Source organism: Polaribacter sp. Hel1_85 (assembly GCF_000766795.1).
GTDB lineage: Bacteria > Bacteroidota > Bacteroidia > Flavobacteriales > Flavobacteriaceae > Polaribacter.
Genome location: NZ_JPDS01000003.1, coordinates 326,068 through 342,112 on the forward strand (window position 1 = coordinate 326,068; position 16,045 = coordinate 342,112).

A 16,045-nucleotide genomic window follows, 5' to 3' on the forward strand; every position below is an offset into this window, starting at 1 on the left:
CGGTTTAATATTTTAGATTTCTGTCGTTAAAAGAATGACAATTATTGTCTACCCTCCAAAATCGTCAAAACGAATATTCTCATCAGCAAGACCAAAATCTTCACCCATTTTCTGAACTGCGTTATTCATTAATGGTGGTCCACAGAAATATAATTCTAAATCTTCAGGAGCTTCATGATGATTTAAGTAGTTTTCTATTACACAATTATGTATAAATCCTACAAAACCATCTCCTGCTTCATCGTTAATATCTTTTTTCTTTACCCAATTATCTGCATCTGTAGGATCAGATAAAGCAATATAAAATTTAAAATTTTGAAAATCTTTTTCTAAAGCTCTAAAGTGTTCGATATAAAATAATTCTGCTTTAGAACGACCTCCATACCAATAAGTAACTTTTCTACCCGTTTTTAATGTTCTGAATAAGTGGTATAAGTGAGAACGCATTGGCGCCATACCTGCTCCACCACCAACATAAAGCATTTCTGCATCAGATTCGTTGATAAAGAATTCACCATAAGGTCCAGAAATTACACACTTATCTCCTTTCTTTAAATTAAAAATATAAGAAGATGCAACTCCTGGATTTACATCCATCCATCCACCTTTTACTCTATCAAAAGGAGGTGTTGCAATACGTACATTTAACATAATTTCTCTTCCTTCTGCAGGGTAAGAAGCCATAGAATATGCTCTTTCTACAGTTTCAGCATTTTTCATTACTAATGGTCTAAGTTTAAACTTATCCCATTCAGCTTCAAACTTATCTGGTGTATCATGTTCTTCTGGGTGAGCTGTAATGTCCATCTCAGAATAATTTACTTCACAAGCTGGAATTTCAATTTGAATATACCCTCCTGCTTTGTAACCCATATCTTCTGGAATCTCAACCACAAACTCTTTAATAAAAGTTGCTACGTTATAGTTTCTTACCACAACTGCATCCCATTTCTTAATTCCAAAAATTTCTTCTGGAATAGAAATATCCATGTCTTGTTTTACTTTTACTTGACATGATAAACGCACACCATTTGCTAATTCTTTTCGAGTAAAGTGAGGTGTTTCTGTTGGTAAAGCTTCACCTCCACCAGAATTTACATGACATTCACATTGAATACATGTTCCTCCTCCACCACATGCAGATGGTAAAAATATCTTTTCGTTTCCTAAAGTAGATAATAAAGATCCACCTGAAGCAACTTCAATTGTTCTTTCTCCATTAATGGTAATCTTTACAGGACCAGATGGAGATAGTTTTTGTTTTACAAATAATAACAATGCAACTAATAACAAAGTTATTACTAAGAATGCAGCTACTGTAGCTACAATGGTTCCTAATGTACTTGCGGCTAACATCATTATTCTATAATTTCTTTAGTGTTGTTCGCTAATTCTTTATTGTTCATTTCTTTAGCTTTTACCTCTTCTTTAACTTCAATAACAGCTTCTGTTTTTGGAGCATCCTTCTCTTCTTCATCACCACCTGTTAACATTCCACCAAAGCTCATAAAACCTATTGCCATTAAACCAGTTACAATAAACGTAATTCCTAGTCCTCTTAATGGAGCAGGTATGTTAGAATATCTAATTTTTTCACGAATAGCTGCAATAGCTAAAATAGCTAAAAACCATCCGATTCCAGATCCAATACCATAAGTTGTTGCTAACCCTAAAGTGGCTATCTCACGAGATTGCATAAATAATGATCCACCTAAAATTGCACAGTTTACTGCAATTAATGGTAAGAAAATACCTAATGAATTATATAAAGAAGGAGAGAATTTCTCAACTATAATTTCTACCAATTGTACCATTGTTGCAATTGTTGCAATAAATAGAATAAATGATAAGAAACTTAAATCGTATTCTGCATATTCTGCACCTAACCAAGATAATGCTCCTGGTTGTAATATGTATTGATCTAATAACCAGTTTAAAGGAACTGTAACAGCTAATACAAAAATTACTGCTGCTCCTAAACCTACTGCTGTAGTTACTTTTTTAGATACTGCTAAGTAAGAACACATTCCTAAAAATGTAGCAAATACCATGTTATCTATAAAAATTGACTTGAAAAATAATTCTAAATGTTCCATATCTTTTTAGTTATCTTCAATTAATGCTTCATTTCTACTACGTTGAATCCAGATAATAATTCCAACAACTATTAATGCCATTGGTGCTAATAACATAAATCCGTTATTTTCATATCCTATAGAATACAATCCTGTTTTTTCAATTGGATCTCCTAAAACTTTAAATCCTAATAAAGTACCAGAACCTAATAACTCTCTAAAGAAACCTACAATAATTAGGATAACTCCATAACCAACTGCATTTCCTATTCCATCTAAGAAAGATTTCCAAGGTCCGTTTGCTAAAGCAAAAGCTTCAAAACGTCCCATAATAATACAGTTTGTAATAATTAATCCAATAAAGGCTCCTAATGTTTTACTTAATTCATACTGAAAAGCTTTTAGAACTAAATCAACAATAATTACTAATGTTGCAACAACAATTAACTGTACAATAATTCTAATTTTTGAAGGAATAATGTTTCTCATTAAAGAGATTACCACGTTTCCTATACCTAACACAAACAATACAGAAACTGCCATTACAATAGATGCTTTTAATTCTGCTGTAATTGCTAATGCAGAACATATTCCCAGTACCTGAATAGTAATAGGGTTATTATCTGCAAATGGATCTGTGATTAATGCTGCGTCTTTTTTTGATAAAAGTCCCATATTAATTTGTTTTTAAAGTGTTAAAATATGATACGTATTTTTTCAACTCAGATTTAATCATTGCTGAAACTCCATCACCAGTAATTGTTGCACCGGCAATTGCATCTACTTCGTTATCTGTTTTTTCTATGTTCTTTGGATCATTATTAGATTTAGAAATTGAAATTCCTTTAAAATCTCCATCTTTTAATAAATGTTCTCCAATAAAATCATCCATAAAGTAACGTTGTTTAATGTTTGCACCTAAACCTGCCGTTTCTCCTTTGTGATCAAAATATGCTCCTTGAACTACCATATTGGCATCCATTGCAACATAAGCCCAAACTGCATCCCAAAGACCTTTACCTCTAATTGGCGCAATGTAAAATGTTTTACCATCTTTTTCTCCAATAAATAAAGGTAACTTTCTTTGTTTACCTTCTTTGGCTGCTGTTTGTTCTTTCTTAATATCAATTAAATATGCATTTGCATCTTCAGAAACTTTTGTCCCTTCAATAACCAATTGTTTTTTAATATATTTAGAAAATTCTGCTGCAACTTTGCCTTTAGAAACAAAGACGGCACTAGTTTCATCATTTTCGTTTACGCCCATTGCGTATAATATATTTTGTTGCTTTTCTATACGTTTATTTTCATCAATCGTAGGTTTTAATGACGATGCGAAAAACGCTAATATTGCTCCTACTATTATCACCATACCTGTGGCGAATAATATTGTATATAAATTACTATCTGTGTTTTTAGACATAACTAAGCAGTTTTGGCTTTTAAACGTTTCTTTCTTCTTTTTACATTTCCTTGAACCACATAATGATCAATGGTTGGTGCAAATACATTCATTAACAAAATTGCTAACATTACTCCTTCTGGATATGCAGGATTGAAGACACGTATCATAATTGAGATAAACCCTATTAAGAAACCGTAAATCCACTTTCCTTTATTTGTTTGTGATGCTGTTACAGGATCTGTAGCCATATAAACAGCTCCAAAAGCAAAACCACCAATTAATAAATGATGCCAAAAAGGTGTGTTCATCAAACTATAAAACTTACTACTTTCAGTAATAATACCTGCATCTGCAATTTGATTGAATATTAAACCCATTGCTAAAGCTCCTAAAGTAGCACTTAACATGATTCTCCAACTTCCTATTTTTGAAAATATTAAGAAAAGACCTCCTAATAAGATTAATAAAGTAGATGTTTCTCCAACAGAACCAGGAATAAAACCTACAAACATATCCCAAGCAGAATATACGATCTCTTTACCTTGTGCTAAACTTCCTAAAACAGTTTCTCCAGAAATAGCATCTGCTGTTCCTGCTGTTTCTACTGCTCCTGTTACCCAAACTTTATCTCCAGACATCCAAGTTGGATATGCAAAAAATAAGAAAGCTCTAATTGTTAAAGCTGGATTTAAGATATTCATTCCTGTACCTCCAAAAACTTCTTTTCCGATAACAACACCGAAAATTACAGCTACAGATAACATCCATAATGGCGTATCAACAGGTACAATTAATGGAACTAACATTCCTGTTACTAAATACCCTTCTTCAACTTCGTGTCCTTTTATAATAGCAAAAATAAATTCTACTCCTAAACCAACACCATAAGAAATAATTACCAATGGTAATATTTTAGCAGCACCAATTAGTAAGTTTCCAAAGTTCCAAAAGTCTCCGCTAAAGAAAGACATTCCTGAAGCGAAATTACCATTTACTGCTACATTATGTTGAAAACCTGCATTAAACATACCGAATATTAAACATGGCACCATTGCCATAATTACAGTATTCATTGTACGTTTTAAATCGTCTGCTGCTTTAATATGAGTTCCTCCATGAGTCGTCTCATTTGGCAAATATAAAAAGGTATGGATTGCGTTAAACGCAGGAGCCATTTTTGTCCCTTTATATTTTTCTTTTAAATTATGTAAATTTTGTTTTAAGCCCATAATCTTATCCTAATTCTTCTCTCATTAAATCTAAACCTTCACGAATGATTTTCTGATGAGGTTGTTTTGATACACAAATAAATTCTGTTAGTGCAAAATCTTCTGGTGCTATTTCATAAGCACCTAAAGCCTCCATTTCATCTAAATCTTTATACATACATGCTTTTAACAATTGCATTGGATAAATATCTAAAGGAAAAACATCCTCGTAAGAACCAGTAACTACAAATGCTCTATGTTCTCCGTTTGTATTTGTATTTAAATCGTATTTTTTCTTTGGGTTTAACCAAGAAAAAGTTAACGCTCTAGTAGTTGATATTTTATTGAATACTGGAGCTGTCCATCCAAATAATTCATAATCATCTCCTTCTGGAATCGCAGTTATTTGATTATCATAATACCCTAAGAATTCATCTTCTTTTACTTGCTTTCCAGAAAGTACGTTTCCGCTAATAATTCTTGTATTATCGTTTTCTAAATTACTTGCAGTTACATCACTAATTGTAGCTCCTGCAATTGCAGATACATATTGTGGTTTGCTAAATTTAGAACCTGTTAATGCTACCATTCTTCTAGCATTAAACTTACCTGTTAAAAGTAACTCACCAATGATTACTAAATCTTGTGGTGTAATTACCCAAACAACTTCTCCTTTATTAATAGGATCTATGTTTGCAATTTGTGTACTCACATTTCCTGAAGGATGTGGTCCTGAAACTTTATGAATTTCTATTCCTTTTAAACTTGATAAAGGTGAATTAGAATTTGAACCTACAGAAACATGAACTTTACCATTAGTAAGTTTAGAAACAGCTGTAATTGCTGCTTGCAATTCTGCTTCTTTACCCGCTAAAGTAAAATCTAAATCTGCTGCTAAAGGTGCACTTGCATATGCTGATACAAAAATAGCTTTTGGTGCTTGGTTTGGATTTGCAACAACATCATAAGGACGTTGTTTTACAAATGGCCAACAACCCGAAGCAAATAAATGATTTTTTACTTCTTCTGCAGACATTTTTGCTGCATCTTTAGAACCAAAATCTTTATATTCTTGCGTTGAATCTGCTGCAATTTTCATTGCTAACACTTTTCTTCTTGCTCCACGAATTATCTCTACTACTTTACCAGAAACCGGACTTGGAAATAAAATGCGTTCGTCACTTTTTGAATAAAAAAGTGCTTCTCCAGCTTTTACTTCTGAGCCTTCTTTTGCTATAAGTTTAGGTGTAATTCCGTGAAAATCTTCTGGCTTAACTGCATAAACACTACTTAAAGAAACCTTAGTAGTTGTTTTTTCTGCATTGCCAACAAGCTTAATATCTAAGCCTTTTTTAATACGAATGTCTTTTGACATAGTAAATTGGAATTGTTAGTTATCTTAAAAAAATCATGCAAATTTAGGGTTTTTGCTATTTATGACAGGAACATTTTAACTTTTATCTTGGCTAAAAAATCTTATTTATAATTGTTCTAAATAAATATTTATAAAGAAAACGTTGTAGTTTTAAATTTTGGCTTAAATATTGATAATTCAAATAAATGTATCCTATTTTTGTAATATGTTTAAGAAATTATTAATTCCTTTTTTTATCCTTTTTTGCTTAAATGTTTTTTCACAAAACATAAAATCTATCCAATTAAGACCTCTACAAGAAAACAACTTTTCTTCAATTGTTCCTTTAGGTACTGTTTTAGAATTATCTTTTGATGATTTAGATGCAGACAGTAAAGACTATCAATATAAAATAGAACACATGACACATGATTGGCAATCTAGCAGATTATCTTCTAGTCAATATATAGATGGGTTTGAACAAAATACAATCATAGATGTTACTAACTCTTTTAACACTTTTCAAAATTACACGCATTATTCTGTTCAAATACCTAATATTAATACCATAATTACAAAAAGTGGAAATTATCTTTTATCCGTATTAAATTATGATGATGAAGTTGTTTTTACAAGACGTTTTGTTTTATATGAAAGTGCAACTACAATTGGTGTAACCGTAGAAAGAAGCAGAAATACAAAAACCTTAAACACACAACAAACAGTTCAATTCTCTATAAATCATCCAAATATTAGAATTAACAATCCAAGGCAAGAAATAAATGTAGTCGTTTTAAAAAATAATAATTGGAATGAAAAAACCACCAATCTACAACCTACGTTTTTCAAACCAAATCAATTATTATACACTTACACCAATAAAACCAATTTTTGGGGAGGAAACGAATATTTCAATTTTGATAATAAAATAATTAGAAACAGTAGTTTAAATGTTGTAAAAGTGATAAGGAAAGATATTTTTCATCACTATTTATATCCATTTACATATAATAAATACAGAAATTACAAATACAACCCAGATATTAATGGGCAATTTGTAATTAGAACTTTAGAAGCAAATGATAATGAAACAGAAGCAGATTATGCCATGATGCATTTTTCTATTTTGGTTGATGAACCCTTTACAGAAAAAGAAATCTATGTTTATGGTGCTTTTAATGATTTTACAATTTCTGAGGAAAACAAAATGTATTATAACCCCGAAGCAAATGCTTACCAAGGAAACATTTTACTAAAACAAGGTTTTTACAATTACACTTATGCCACTAAAGATGCTAACAATAACATAAACACAAATGATGTAAATGGCTCTTTTTATGAAACCGAAAACGAATACTCAGTTATTGTTTACTACAAACCTTTTGGCAGTTTTTACCAACGTGTAATTGGTGTTGGCAAAGGTTACTTCAATCAAAATAGATAAAACTTTTTTGAATTTCTTAAATGAAATAAAAAATCATTTGTGGTTTATATTCAAAAAAACTACATTTACTTGCAATGGTAAATCAAATTACAAAAGGAATTAAAATTTCTGTTGAAACTAAATACAATGGCACAAGCTATAGAAATTATAAGTTGTATCATATTTTTGGATATGTAATTACTATCGAAAATAAATCTTTAGAAACAGTAAAACTAACAGATCGATTTTGGAAAATTTTTGACACCCTTAATAATACAGAGATTGTAAGTGGAGAAGGTGTTGTAGGGCAAACCCCAATTTTAAAACCAAATGACACATACACATATAGTTCTGGTTGTTTTCTAGAATCTAACATAGGTGCTATGAAAGGTTTTTACACTATGATAAACACCGAAACTTATGAGCAATTTAAAGTAATAATACCAACATTTCAACTTACAAACCAAACGATATTAAACTAACTAAATCCAAAAAAAAAGTAGCTAAAATTAAAGACCCTAAATGTTTAAATTGTGGTCATCCATTTTTTGGACAGGAAAAATTTTGCCCAGAATGTGGTCAAGCAAATAAAGGAGATAAAATTTATTTTAAAAATTTTATTTACGAAATGTTTAATGGGTTATTCAATTTTGATGCGAAATTTTGGAAAACATTAATACCGCTTTTAATTAATCCAGGTAAAGTCTCTAAAGATTATAAAGAAGGTAAAAGAAGTAGATATTCTAATCCTTTTCGATTTTATATAACAGTGTCTATTATCTTTTTTTTGATTATTGGATTAATAATGAGTAAAAAAAGATTTGATGAACTAACTAAAAGCAACAAAGAAAATATTGTTGAAGTTGTTAAGGACGATAATACTAAAGAAATAACACAAAAAGAAATTGATTCATTAAAAACGTTAGTTTCAGATAAAATAGATGCTGCTATTATTCCAATTCCAGAGGCAGCCAAAAACCAAATTTTAAAAGAAATCGAAAAAGAAGCCAAAGACACAACTGCTATTAAAATGTCTGATGGAAACAGAATTTCATTTAATGGGGGCTCTAGATTAGATAAATTTGTTAAGTATCAAAAAAAATATCCAGACTCAAAAATAGACCAAGCATTAGACAGCCTAAATTATGATAAAAACTTTACAAACAGATTTTTATATACTAGGGCAAAAGCGGCAAACTCAATGGTTAAGAAAGACAATAGAGATAAATTTATTAGTGAGTTAATTTCTTACGCTTCAATTTCTTTATTTATATTCTTACCAATTTTTACATTATTTTTAAAACTGTTTTACATAAGAAGAAAATATACTTATGTAGACCATTTAATTTTTGTTTTCCATACACAAACAGTTTTATTTATGTTGTTAACAATATTTTCAATAATTACTCTTTTTATTGCAACGGAAAATTTTTGGATTTTTATACTCTTATTTTTATTATACCTGTTTTTAGCAATGAAAAAATTCTATCAACAAGGTTATTTTAAAACCTTTGTAAAGTTCATTATGTTAAACTTTGTCTATCTATTATTAGGAACATTAGGTGTAACGATGGTTGGCTTAATTTCTTTTGCTTTTTATTAATTCAATAAATCTAAATACAACATATTTACTGTTGAATTTTCTTTTTGTACAGATGTAACACTTACCGTTTCAACAAACTCTCTTTTCATTTTTGGTGAAGTTTCAGCAGTTCCTAGTTTTTCATTTTGATGAAATCCAATAATTGATTCTTGACGAAACCTTGTATTTTCCTTTAAAAAATCAGCAAACCATTTTTTTCTTAATTGCTTCATTTCTTCTGTATACAAAGTTGAAGAAGACCAAATTTTAGGTTCTTGAGGTAATTTATTAAAATGCTTTTTTTCTCCATCCCAAACCAATTCATAAGTTTCTAATTGGTGTTTCCAATCTACCAGAATTAATGTAAAAGGCTCTATATCGGTAAAATCAAAATTATTTATATAAGAAACTCCATCATCTGCAGATAAAATATTTTTTACAATAATTCCTCTACTTATTTTATACAAACTCTTTCTTACATGTATTTCAAAGGCCCCATTTAAGAGACAAACCAAACGTTTCTTATCACTCAAACCAATCCAAGTTCCACCAGCTAATTCATCTTTTGGATACGTTAACTCTACACCGTTTTCTAGATATTTCTGTGGATAAATCGTATTTCTCAATGGGGTTTCATCTCTGTTAGAAGTTAAAATAAAATTATTATCGCCTAAAGGCAAATAGGTTACTGTACACATATTCTCACTACTTATTTATGATAAATTTCATGTTTATGTAAATTCTTTGAATTTAATGCAACAAAAGACATTAAATATCCATCAAATTTATTGAAACAAAAATTGTAACTTTGAATCTCAAAATTAGTCGATAAAATTTAAATAACATACAATATGGCAAGAGGATTTTTTAATGTTCCAAAAGCAGTAAATGAACCTGTAAAAGGTTATGCTCCTGGCTCTCCAGAAAGAGAAGAATTATTAGCTACTTATAAAGCAATGTTTAACAGTAATATTGATGTGCCAATGCATATTAATGGTGAAGAAGTTAGAACAGGTAATACTAGAAATATTACACCTCCTCATGATCATAAGCATGTAGTTGGACAATATCATACTGCAGATAAATCACATATAGACACGGCAATTTCTACTGCTCTAGCCGCCAGAGAAGCTTGGTCAAGTGTTTCTTGGATGGAAAGAGCCTCTATTTTCTTAAAAGCTGCTGAATTATTAGCAGGTCCTTATAGAGCAAAAATGAACGCTTCAACAATGATTTCCCAATCTAAAAACGTACATCAAGCAGAAATTGATGCAGCTTGTGAAATGATTGATTTCTTCCGTTTTAACGTAGAATATATGACAGACATTTTTAAAGATCAACCAGCATCTGCACCAGGAATCTGGAATAGAGTTGAATACAGACCTTTAGAAGGATTTGTGTATGCTATTTCTCCTTTTAACTTTACATCTATTGCTGCAAACTTACCTGCTGCTGCTGCTTTAATGGGTAATGTTGTAGTTTGGAAACCTTCTGATCATCAAGCATATTCTGCACAAGTAATTGTAGATTTATTTAAAGAAGCTGGTTTACCTGATGGAGTAATAAATGTAGTTTATGGAGATCCTGTTATGATTTCTGACACTGTTTTAAGTTCTCCAGATTTCTCTGGATTACATTTCACAGGTTCTACCCATGTTTTCAAAAACTTATGGAAACAAATAGGTAACAACATTCACACATATAAAACATATCCAAGAATTGTTGGAGAGACTGGTGGAAAAGATTTTATTTGGGCGCACAACTCTTCTAATCCATTACAAGTTGCAACTGCAATTGTAAGAGGTTCTTTTGAGTATCAAGGTCAAAAATGTTCTGCCGCTTCTAGAGCTTACATTCCAGCTTCAATGTGGGAAGAAGTTAAAAAACATGTAATTGCTCAAACTAGCGAAATTACAATGGGTTCTCCAGAAGATCCATCAAACTTTGTAAATGCAGTGATACATGAAGCTTCTTTTGATAAAGTTTCTAGTTTTATTGATGCTGCTAAAGCTGATAATAATGCAGAAATTATTGTTGGTGGAAACCACGATAAATCTGTAGGTTATTTTATTGAGCCAACTGTTATTTTAGCAAAATCGCCAACATACGCAACAATGACAACTGAATTATTTGGACCAGTGATGACTGTTTTTGTATATGAAGATGCTGAGTGGGAAGCTTCATTAAAACTAGTTGATGAATCTACAGAATATGCATTAACTGGAGCAATTTTTTCTACAGACAGATATATTGTTGAAAAAGCTTCTAAAGCCTTAGAAAATACTGCTGGAAACTTTTATATTAACGACAAACCAACAGGAGCTGTGGTAGGTCAGCAACCATTTGGAGGAGCAAGAGCTTCTGGAACAAATGACAAAGCTGGTTCTGCTCAAAACTTATTACGTTGGACTTCTGTTCGTTTAATTAAAGAAACATTTGTAACTCCAACAGATTATAAATATCCTTTCTTAGGATAAGAAAATCAATTTTACATAATAATAAAGCCTCATCATTTAAATGATGAGGCTTTATTTATGAACTACACTTTGTTTAATTCGTAGTAAACTTCCAAGTTTGACCAATAGATTTTGCTCCATTTTGATCTACAACATTTACTTTCCAATAATAAGTCTTTCCTATTTCTGGAATAACAGTATAAGATTCTGAAGTTAAAGAAGTTTCTATTAATGTTGGTGGTGAAGTTTCACTAAAATAAAGTTCATAAGTTAAAACGTCTCCAAAATCTGCATCAGAACCTGTCCATTTTAAATCTAACGAATTAGAACTAATAATGCTATTATCTAAAGGGGCTACCAATTTAGAAGCAAATGGTGCGTAATTTACTATTCCGTCTCCTTTTGTATAAAGAGAAAAAATTTCTGAATTACTTTCTTCATTATTTTGAGTGTTTACAGCAATTACTTTCCAATAATAAGCTGTTGCCTTATTTAAAGTAACTGTAATTTTAGCTTCGTTTACTATACTATTTTCTACGATATCTAATAAAGCTCTATCTTTTGCTATAATAATAGTATAATTTATTGTGCTGTTTTCAGATTCTAATTCATCACTCCATTCAAAAGTTATAGTATTCTCAATACATAAAAAATTATTTGTTGGAAATGATAAGTTAAGCACATCTGTAGTTGGCATATTTAATCCATCAGCATTATTACAACCATAGTTTAACAAAATAAAACTTGCTAGCACAACAAAATTTATTACTCTTTTCATTGTTTTATAATTTTAATAGGTTTAGAATTCTCTATAGATAACTTTAAAATATAAACACCTTTAGCGACATAAGAAAAAGGGATTGATAAATTATTATTTTCTTTTTTTATTGATTTGTTAAAAATAAGTTTTCCATTCATATCAAAAACCATAGCATTTACAAACCTTTCTCCTAAGTTAAACGGCAAAACTAACTCTACAGCATCTACAACAGGGTTTTGTTTTAAATAAATATTACCTATACTTGTTTTAAATGATCCTTCACAATCTTTTACTGTTTTTACCTCTAAGTTTCCATTCTCTTCTAATACAACTTCAAAAATATTTTCTTCAGAAACATATACTAATTTTTCATTAAGAAATACTTTATAGGGAGCTGTACCACTTGAAATGTTAAATGAATAATTTCCAGCTGATCTTTCAGCCACTTTTAATGCTATTTCTTCAGATTCTTCAATTACCACTTCAAAACATTGAGTTTGATTTATTTCTTGGGCAGTTATACAAACTTCATAATCTCCAGGTTCTAAATCTGATAACGAATAATTATCACTAGTTAGTATTTGATTTACATTTGTTGATGGACCAGTAACAACTATTTGAGAAGTTAATCCAGTTTGATTAATATCTACATTAATAATTCCATCATTTTGATCTACACAAGTTTCAGAAGTTGTTTGAATTATATAACTATTCGAATCTACTCCAATTACTATTATTGTATAATCCTCTGTTTCACCCCATTCTGTTAAATGATCTTCATCACAAGCTCCTTCTCCAAATCCATCACTCGGGTCTTCATACTCTATAATAACCCTCATTCTTGTGCTACCTATTTTAGCATCACTGGGTACATTAATATTAAAACTTGCAGTTGCTACATCATCTACTTCACCTCCAAGATCATATCTTTCTGTTGTATTGTCAAAAATATAATCTTGATTCCAATCAATAAATACATAGCAATGATCTTGATAACCTCCTGTATCTAAAGTCACACTAATTTGATGTGATTCACCTCTTTCTACAATTGTATTTATGTTTGTAAAATCTTCATAACCATCTTCAGTATCATTTCCTGAATTATTATTAATGGTATTAAATGAAACATTAGTTATATGCTCTGAACCATTAGCTTCATCTGTAAAAGTTGAAGTACAATAAGAAGGTGTAAACGTTGTAAAACTAAAAATACTAGAATAAGGGCCTTCACCACAATTATTCTTAGCTTTTACTCTCCAATAATAAGTTGTATCTGCAGAAAGGTCATTTATGAAATATGAATTTGTGATAACATTTCCACTAGATATAATAAAAGTAAAATTATTATCTGAAGCTACCTGCACATCATAAGAAACTGCATTAGAATCTGCATCCCATTTTAATTCTTCTGACAAAGCAACACCTGTTGCCCCATTTACTGGAGATGTTAATGTTAATACATCAAAAGTAGAAGTTGTTAAATTTAATTCAACATCTATGTTTTGATTAACTGTTACTGCTTCTCCTTTAATATTAATACTATAATTTTGAGGTGTTAATCCATCTAAATTAGAAACTTCCATAACTACATCACCACTTCCACTTATTGAATTTGGTGTAAAAACAATAGTAGCACCCGAAGGTTGACCTGTTGTCGTAAAAGTTACAGGTTCAGAAAAACCATTTAAAAAATCAAAATTTAAAACATAGCTTACTGTTTGATTTCCTGAATTACATGCAGATTGAACTCCACTTGTATTACTCATTAAAAATGTTGGAACAGTAGAATTTATTGTAAAATTTGTTGAATTTACATTATAAAAAATATTGTCTGCAGCTTCAATTATTATTCTAGCAGTAGTAGTTGCATTATTTGGAATAACAACATCTTCAGTTCCATCATTTGGTGTGTTAGACTTTATGGTTATCGGAAAAGTCAAACCTCCGTCAATAGATAATTTAATATTTACATTTTGGCAATTTATAGGAGCTACATCAGTGGTTCCTTTATTCCATGTAATTGTTTGTGTAGAACCTGTATCCCAAGTAACTGCAGAATTAGGAGTTGAAACAACAAATGCTTCTGCATCTGTTACTGTAATTTCCATATCATCTCTAGCCGTACTTCCTCCTCCTGCATTGTTATCTCTAACAAGAAAAGAAAAACTCATATCTCTTGCTACAGATGGCAAGACTTCCCAAGTTGTAGCAGTACTACCTGCAACAATTGTTGCTAATTCTGGTAAATATCTATTTGGTGATGTTTTAGATGGTAATGACCTAAACAATGGCCCTCCTGTATTTGTTGACAAAGGTGGCATTGATGCAACTCCATTATCTATCTGCTCCCAATTGTAAGTTAAACTAGAAGTACCATCAACATCTGTTGCCATTCCTTTTAAAACAAAAGGAGTAGATTTTGGTATATTATAATCAGATCCGGCATTAGCTATTGGTGCTGAATTACTCGTATCTGTTAACGTGGCACAATTTGCAGAAGATTGAATAGTATTCCACATTTCAGTAATACTAACAGTATGAAAATAATCATCACTTTGGTTTTGTACGTTTGGCGAACAAATACCTGCATAACCCATAATTGTAGATGCACTTCCTGGTTCTACTGCTGTTGCATTATTTCTATTACAATTATTATTTTGAGTATGATTAGCCCCAAATTGATGTCCAATTTCATGCGCTACAAAATCTACATCATATGCATCTCCAATTGGCTCACTTCTACCAGTTACTCCTTTTGCCTTCTGGCCTGTAACACAAACTACACCTCCACCTGCTAAACCATCTCCTCCAATACTAAAAATATGGCCAATATCATAATTAGCATTTCCAATTTTTGTGTCACAAATAGTTTGAACTTCATCAATCATTGTCTCAGGATCTCCATCTGTAATTCCATCAGTTGCAGCGTCTAAAAAAATTACTTCATCATTATTAGCAACTAAAACCATTTTTACAGATAAATCTCTTTCATAAATTCCATTAATTCTTGTTAATGAAGTATTCATTGCTGATAAAACAACTGCTTTTTTTTCTGCATCTGTAGCTGTGTCAGAAGTACCTTGTCTTTTTAAATGAAATTGTGCATATTCTGCACTGCAAACAATTGCAAAACGAAATGTTCTTAATTTTCCATCGTTTGCGTTTCTAGCTAAATTTTCTGGCTGTAAATTTTTACTTACAACTTCCTCTACTTTACAACTAAAGTCTTTTTCATCTTTACCTAGATTACTTCTCTTATAAACAATATAATCTTTATTGTCTTTTGAATAAGGGTCTATATATATCGTTTTTTCGTTTCCAGAATATACAACTGCATGAAAGCCATCGATACCAACACTTATTTTAGCCACAGATGTAGGATCATCTATACCTTGTGCTGAATAAGATTTTATTGTTGGGAATTTAGCCGATAAATCTGATTCAAAATTTGAAGTTTCTTTAATACTAAACCTCAACAATTCTCCTTTTTCATTTGGCAATACTATAATCTCTTGCTTTTTCTTTAAGTCAGTTTTTAATTCATTAATATTTAATGACAACAATTTATACTTAGAAGGAAAATTTTTGTTTTTATAAATTTCTTTTCTTTGTAATGAAGAATTAGTTTTCTCTAGTTTTTTCCAAAACTTTTGAGCATTAACCTCTCCTACAGATAAAAAAAACGTAGCAAAAACAAAAACAAAGGTTAATCTAATTTTCATGAATTATAATTTAAAATAGAAATTTTTAGTCTTCAAATATAAACAAATATTTACCTTTGT

The 16,045-nt window shown here is 30.5% G+C and carries 13 protein-coding genes; 4 read left to right on the forward strand and 9 right to left on the reverse strand.

What is annotated here, in order from left to right; translation table 11 throughout:
* Nucleotides 1-48: 48 nt before the first annotated feature.
* The 6 genes from nqrF to PHEL85_RS15215 are packed head-to-tail and all read right to left on the reverse strand — an operon-like array spanning nt 49 to nt 6,063.
* Nucleotides 49-1,359, reverse strand: coding sequence for an NADH:ubiquinone reductase (Na(+)-transporting) subunit F (nqrF, locus tag PHEL85_RS15190; protein ID WP_036827130.1), 1,311 nt, complete (start codon nt 1,357-1,359; stop codon nt 49-51).
* Nucleotides 1,359-2,096 carry an NADH:ubiquinone reductase (Na(+)-transporting) subunit E gene (gene nqrE, locus PHEL85_RS15195; RefSeq protein ID WP_081965165.1) on the reverse strand — a complete coding sequence of 246 codons (738 nt, stop codon included), beginning with the start codon at nt 2,094-2,096 and terminating at the stop codon, nt 1,359-1,361. Before nqrE ends, nqrF begins: the two co-directional genes overlap by 1 nt.
* 6 nt (nt 2,097-2,102) lie before the next feature.
* Complete coding sequence (locus PHEL85_RS15200; RefSeq protein WP_036827134.1) at nt 2,103-2,750, reverse strand: NADH:ubiquinone reductase (Na(+)-transporting) subunit D; 648 nt, start codon at nt 2,748-2,750, stop codon at nt 2,103-2,105.
* 1 nt (nt 2,751) lies between these two features.
* Nucleotides 2,752-3,498: a Na(+)-translocating NADH-quinone reductase subunit C gene (locus tag PHEL85_RS15205; RefSeq protein ID WP_036827136.1), complete on the reverse strand. Its 747-nt coding sequence runs from the start codon at nt 3,496-3,498 to the stop codon at nt 2,752-2,754.
* 2 nt (nt 3,499-3,500) lie between these two features.
* A complete protein-coding gene (locus PHEL85_RS15210; RefSeq protein WP_036827138.1) occupies nt 3,501-4,709 on the reverse strand; it encodes an NADH:ubiquinone reductase (Na(+)-transporting) subunit B in 1,209 nt (402 codons plus the stop codon).
* A 4-nt stretch (nt 4,710-4,713) separates the two neighbouring features.
* Nucleotides 4,714-6,063: a Na(+)-translocating NADH-quinone reductase subunit A gene (locus PHEL85_RS15215; RefSeq protein ID WP_036827139.1), complete on the reverse strand. Its 1,350-nt coding sequence runs from the start codon at nt 6,061-6,063 to the stop codon at nt 4,714-4,716.
* Nucleotides 6,064-6,268: 205 nt separating this feature from the next.
* Here PHEL85_RS15215 and PHEL85_RS15220 point away from each other — a divergent pair, with 205 nt between their 5' ends.
* The 3 genes from PHEL85_RS15220 to PHEL85_RS15230 all read left to right on the forward strand — a co-directional run bounded on the left by PHEL85_RS15220 (nt 6,269) and on the right by PHEL85_RS15230 (nt 9,068).
* Nucleotides 6,269-7,486 (forward strand): DUF5103 domain-containing protein, encoded by a 1,218-nt coding sequence (locus PHEL85_RS15220; protein ID WP_036827141.1) that lies wholly within the window; start codon nt 6,269-6,271, stop codon nt 7,484-7,486.
* A 74-nt stretch (nt 7,487-7,560) separates the two neighbouring features.
* Nucleotides 7,561-7,947, forward strand: coding sequence for a Co2+/Mg2+ efflux protein ApaG (gene apaG, locus PHEL85_RS15225; RefSeq protein WP_036827143.1), 387 nt, complete (start codon nt 7,561-7,563; stop codon nt 7,945-7,947).
* 146 nt (nt 7,948-8,093) lie between these two features.
* Nucleotides 8,094-9,068 (forward strand): DUF3667 domain-containing protein, encoded by a 975-nt coding sequence (locus PHEL85_RS15230; RefSeq protein WP_036827146.1) that lies wholly within the window; start codon nt 8,094-8,096, stop codon nt 9,066-9,068.
* On the opposite strand, the gene PHEL85_RS15235 is transcribed toward PHEL85_RS15230, so the two are convergent.
* On the reverse strand, nt 9,065-9,745 hold the full coding sequence (locus PHEL85_RS15235) for an NRDE family protein (protein ID WP_036827148.1): 681 nt from the start codon (nt 9,743-9,745) through the stop codon (nt 9,065-9,067). The two genes, PHEL85_RS15230 and PHEL85_RS15235, sit on opposite strands and share 4 nt — an antisense overlap.
* A gap of 153 nt (nt 9,746-9,898) precedes the next feature.
* Here PHEL85_RS15235 and pruA point away from each other — a divergent pair, with 153 nt between their 5' ends.
* Complete coding sequence (pruA, locus tag PHEL85_RS15240; protein WP_036827150.1) at nt 9,899-11,524, forward strand: L-glutamate gamma-semialdehyde dehydrogenase; 1,626 nt, start codon at nt 9,899-9,901, stop codon at nt 11,522-11,524.
* 73 nt (nt 11,525-11,597) lie between these two features.
* On the opposite strand, the gene PHEL85_RS15245 is transcribed toward pruA, so the two are convergent.
* Both PHEL85_RS15245 and PHEL85_RS15250 read right to left on the reverse strand, forming a co-directional pair.
* Entirely contained in the window at nt 11,598-12,281 is a 684-nt protein-coding gene (locus PHEL85_RS15245; RefSeq protein WP_036827153.1) for a hypothetical protein, read from the reverse strand.
* On the reverse strand, nt 12,278-15,985 hold the full coding sequence (locus PHEL85_RS15250; protein ID WP_036827155.1) for a zinc-dependent metalloprotease family protein: 3,708 nt from the start codon (nt 15,983-15,985) through the stop codon (nt 12,278-12,280). Before PHEL85_RS15250 ends, PHEL85_RS15245 begins: the two co-directional genes overlap by 4 nt.
* Nucleotides 15,986-16,045 lie beyond the last annotated feature (60 nt).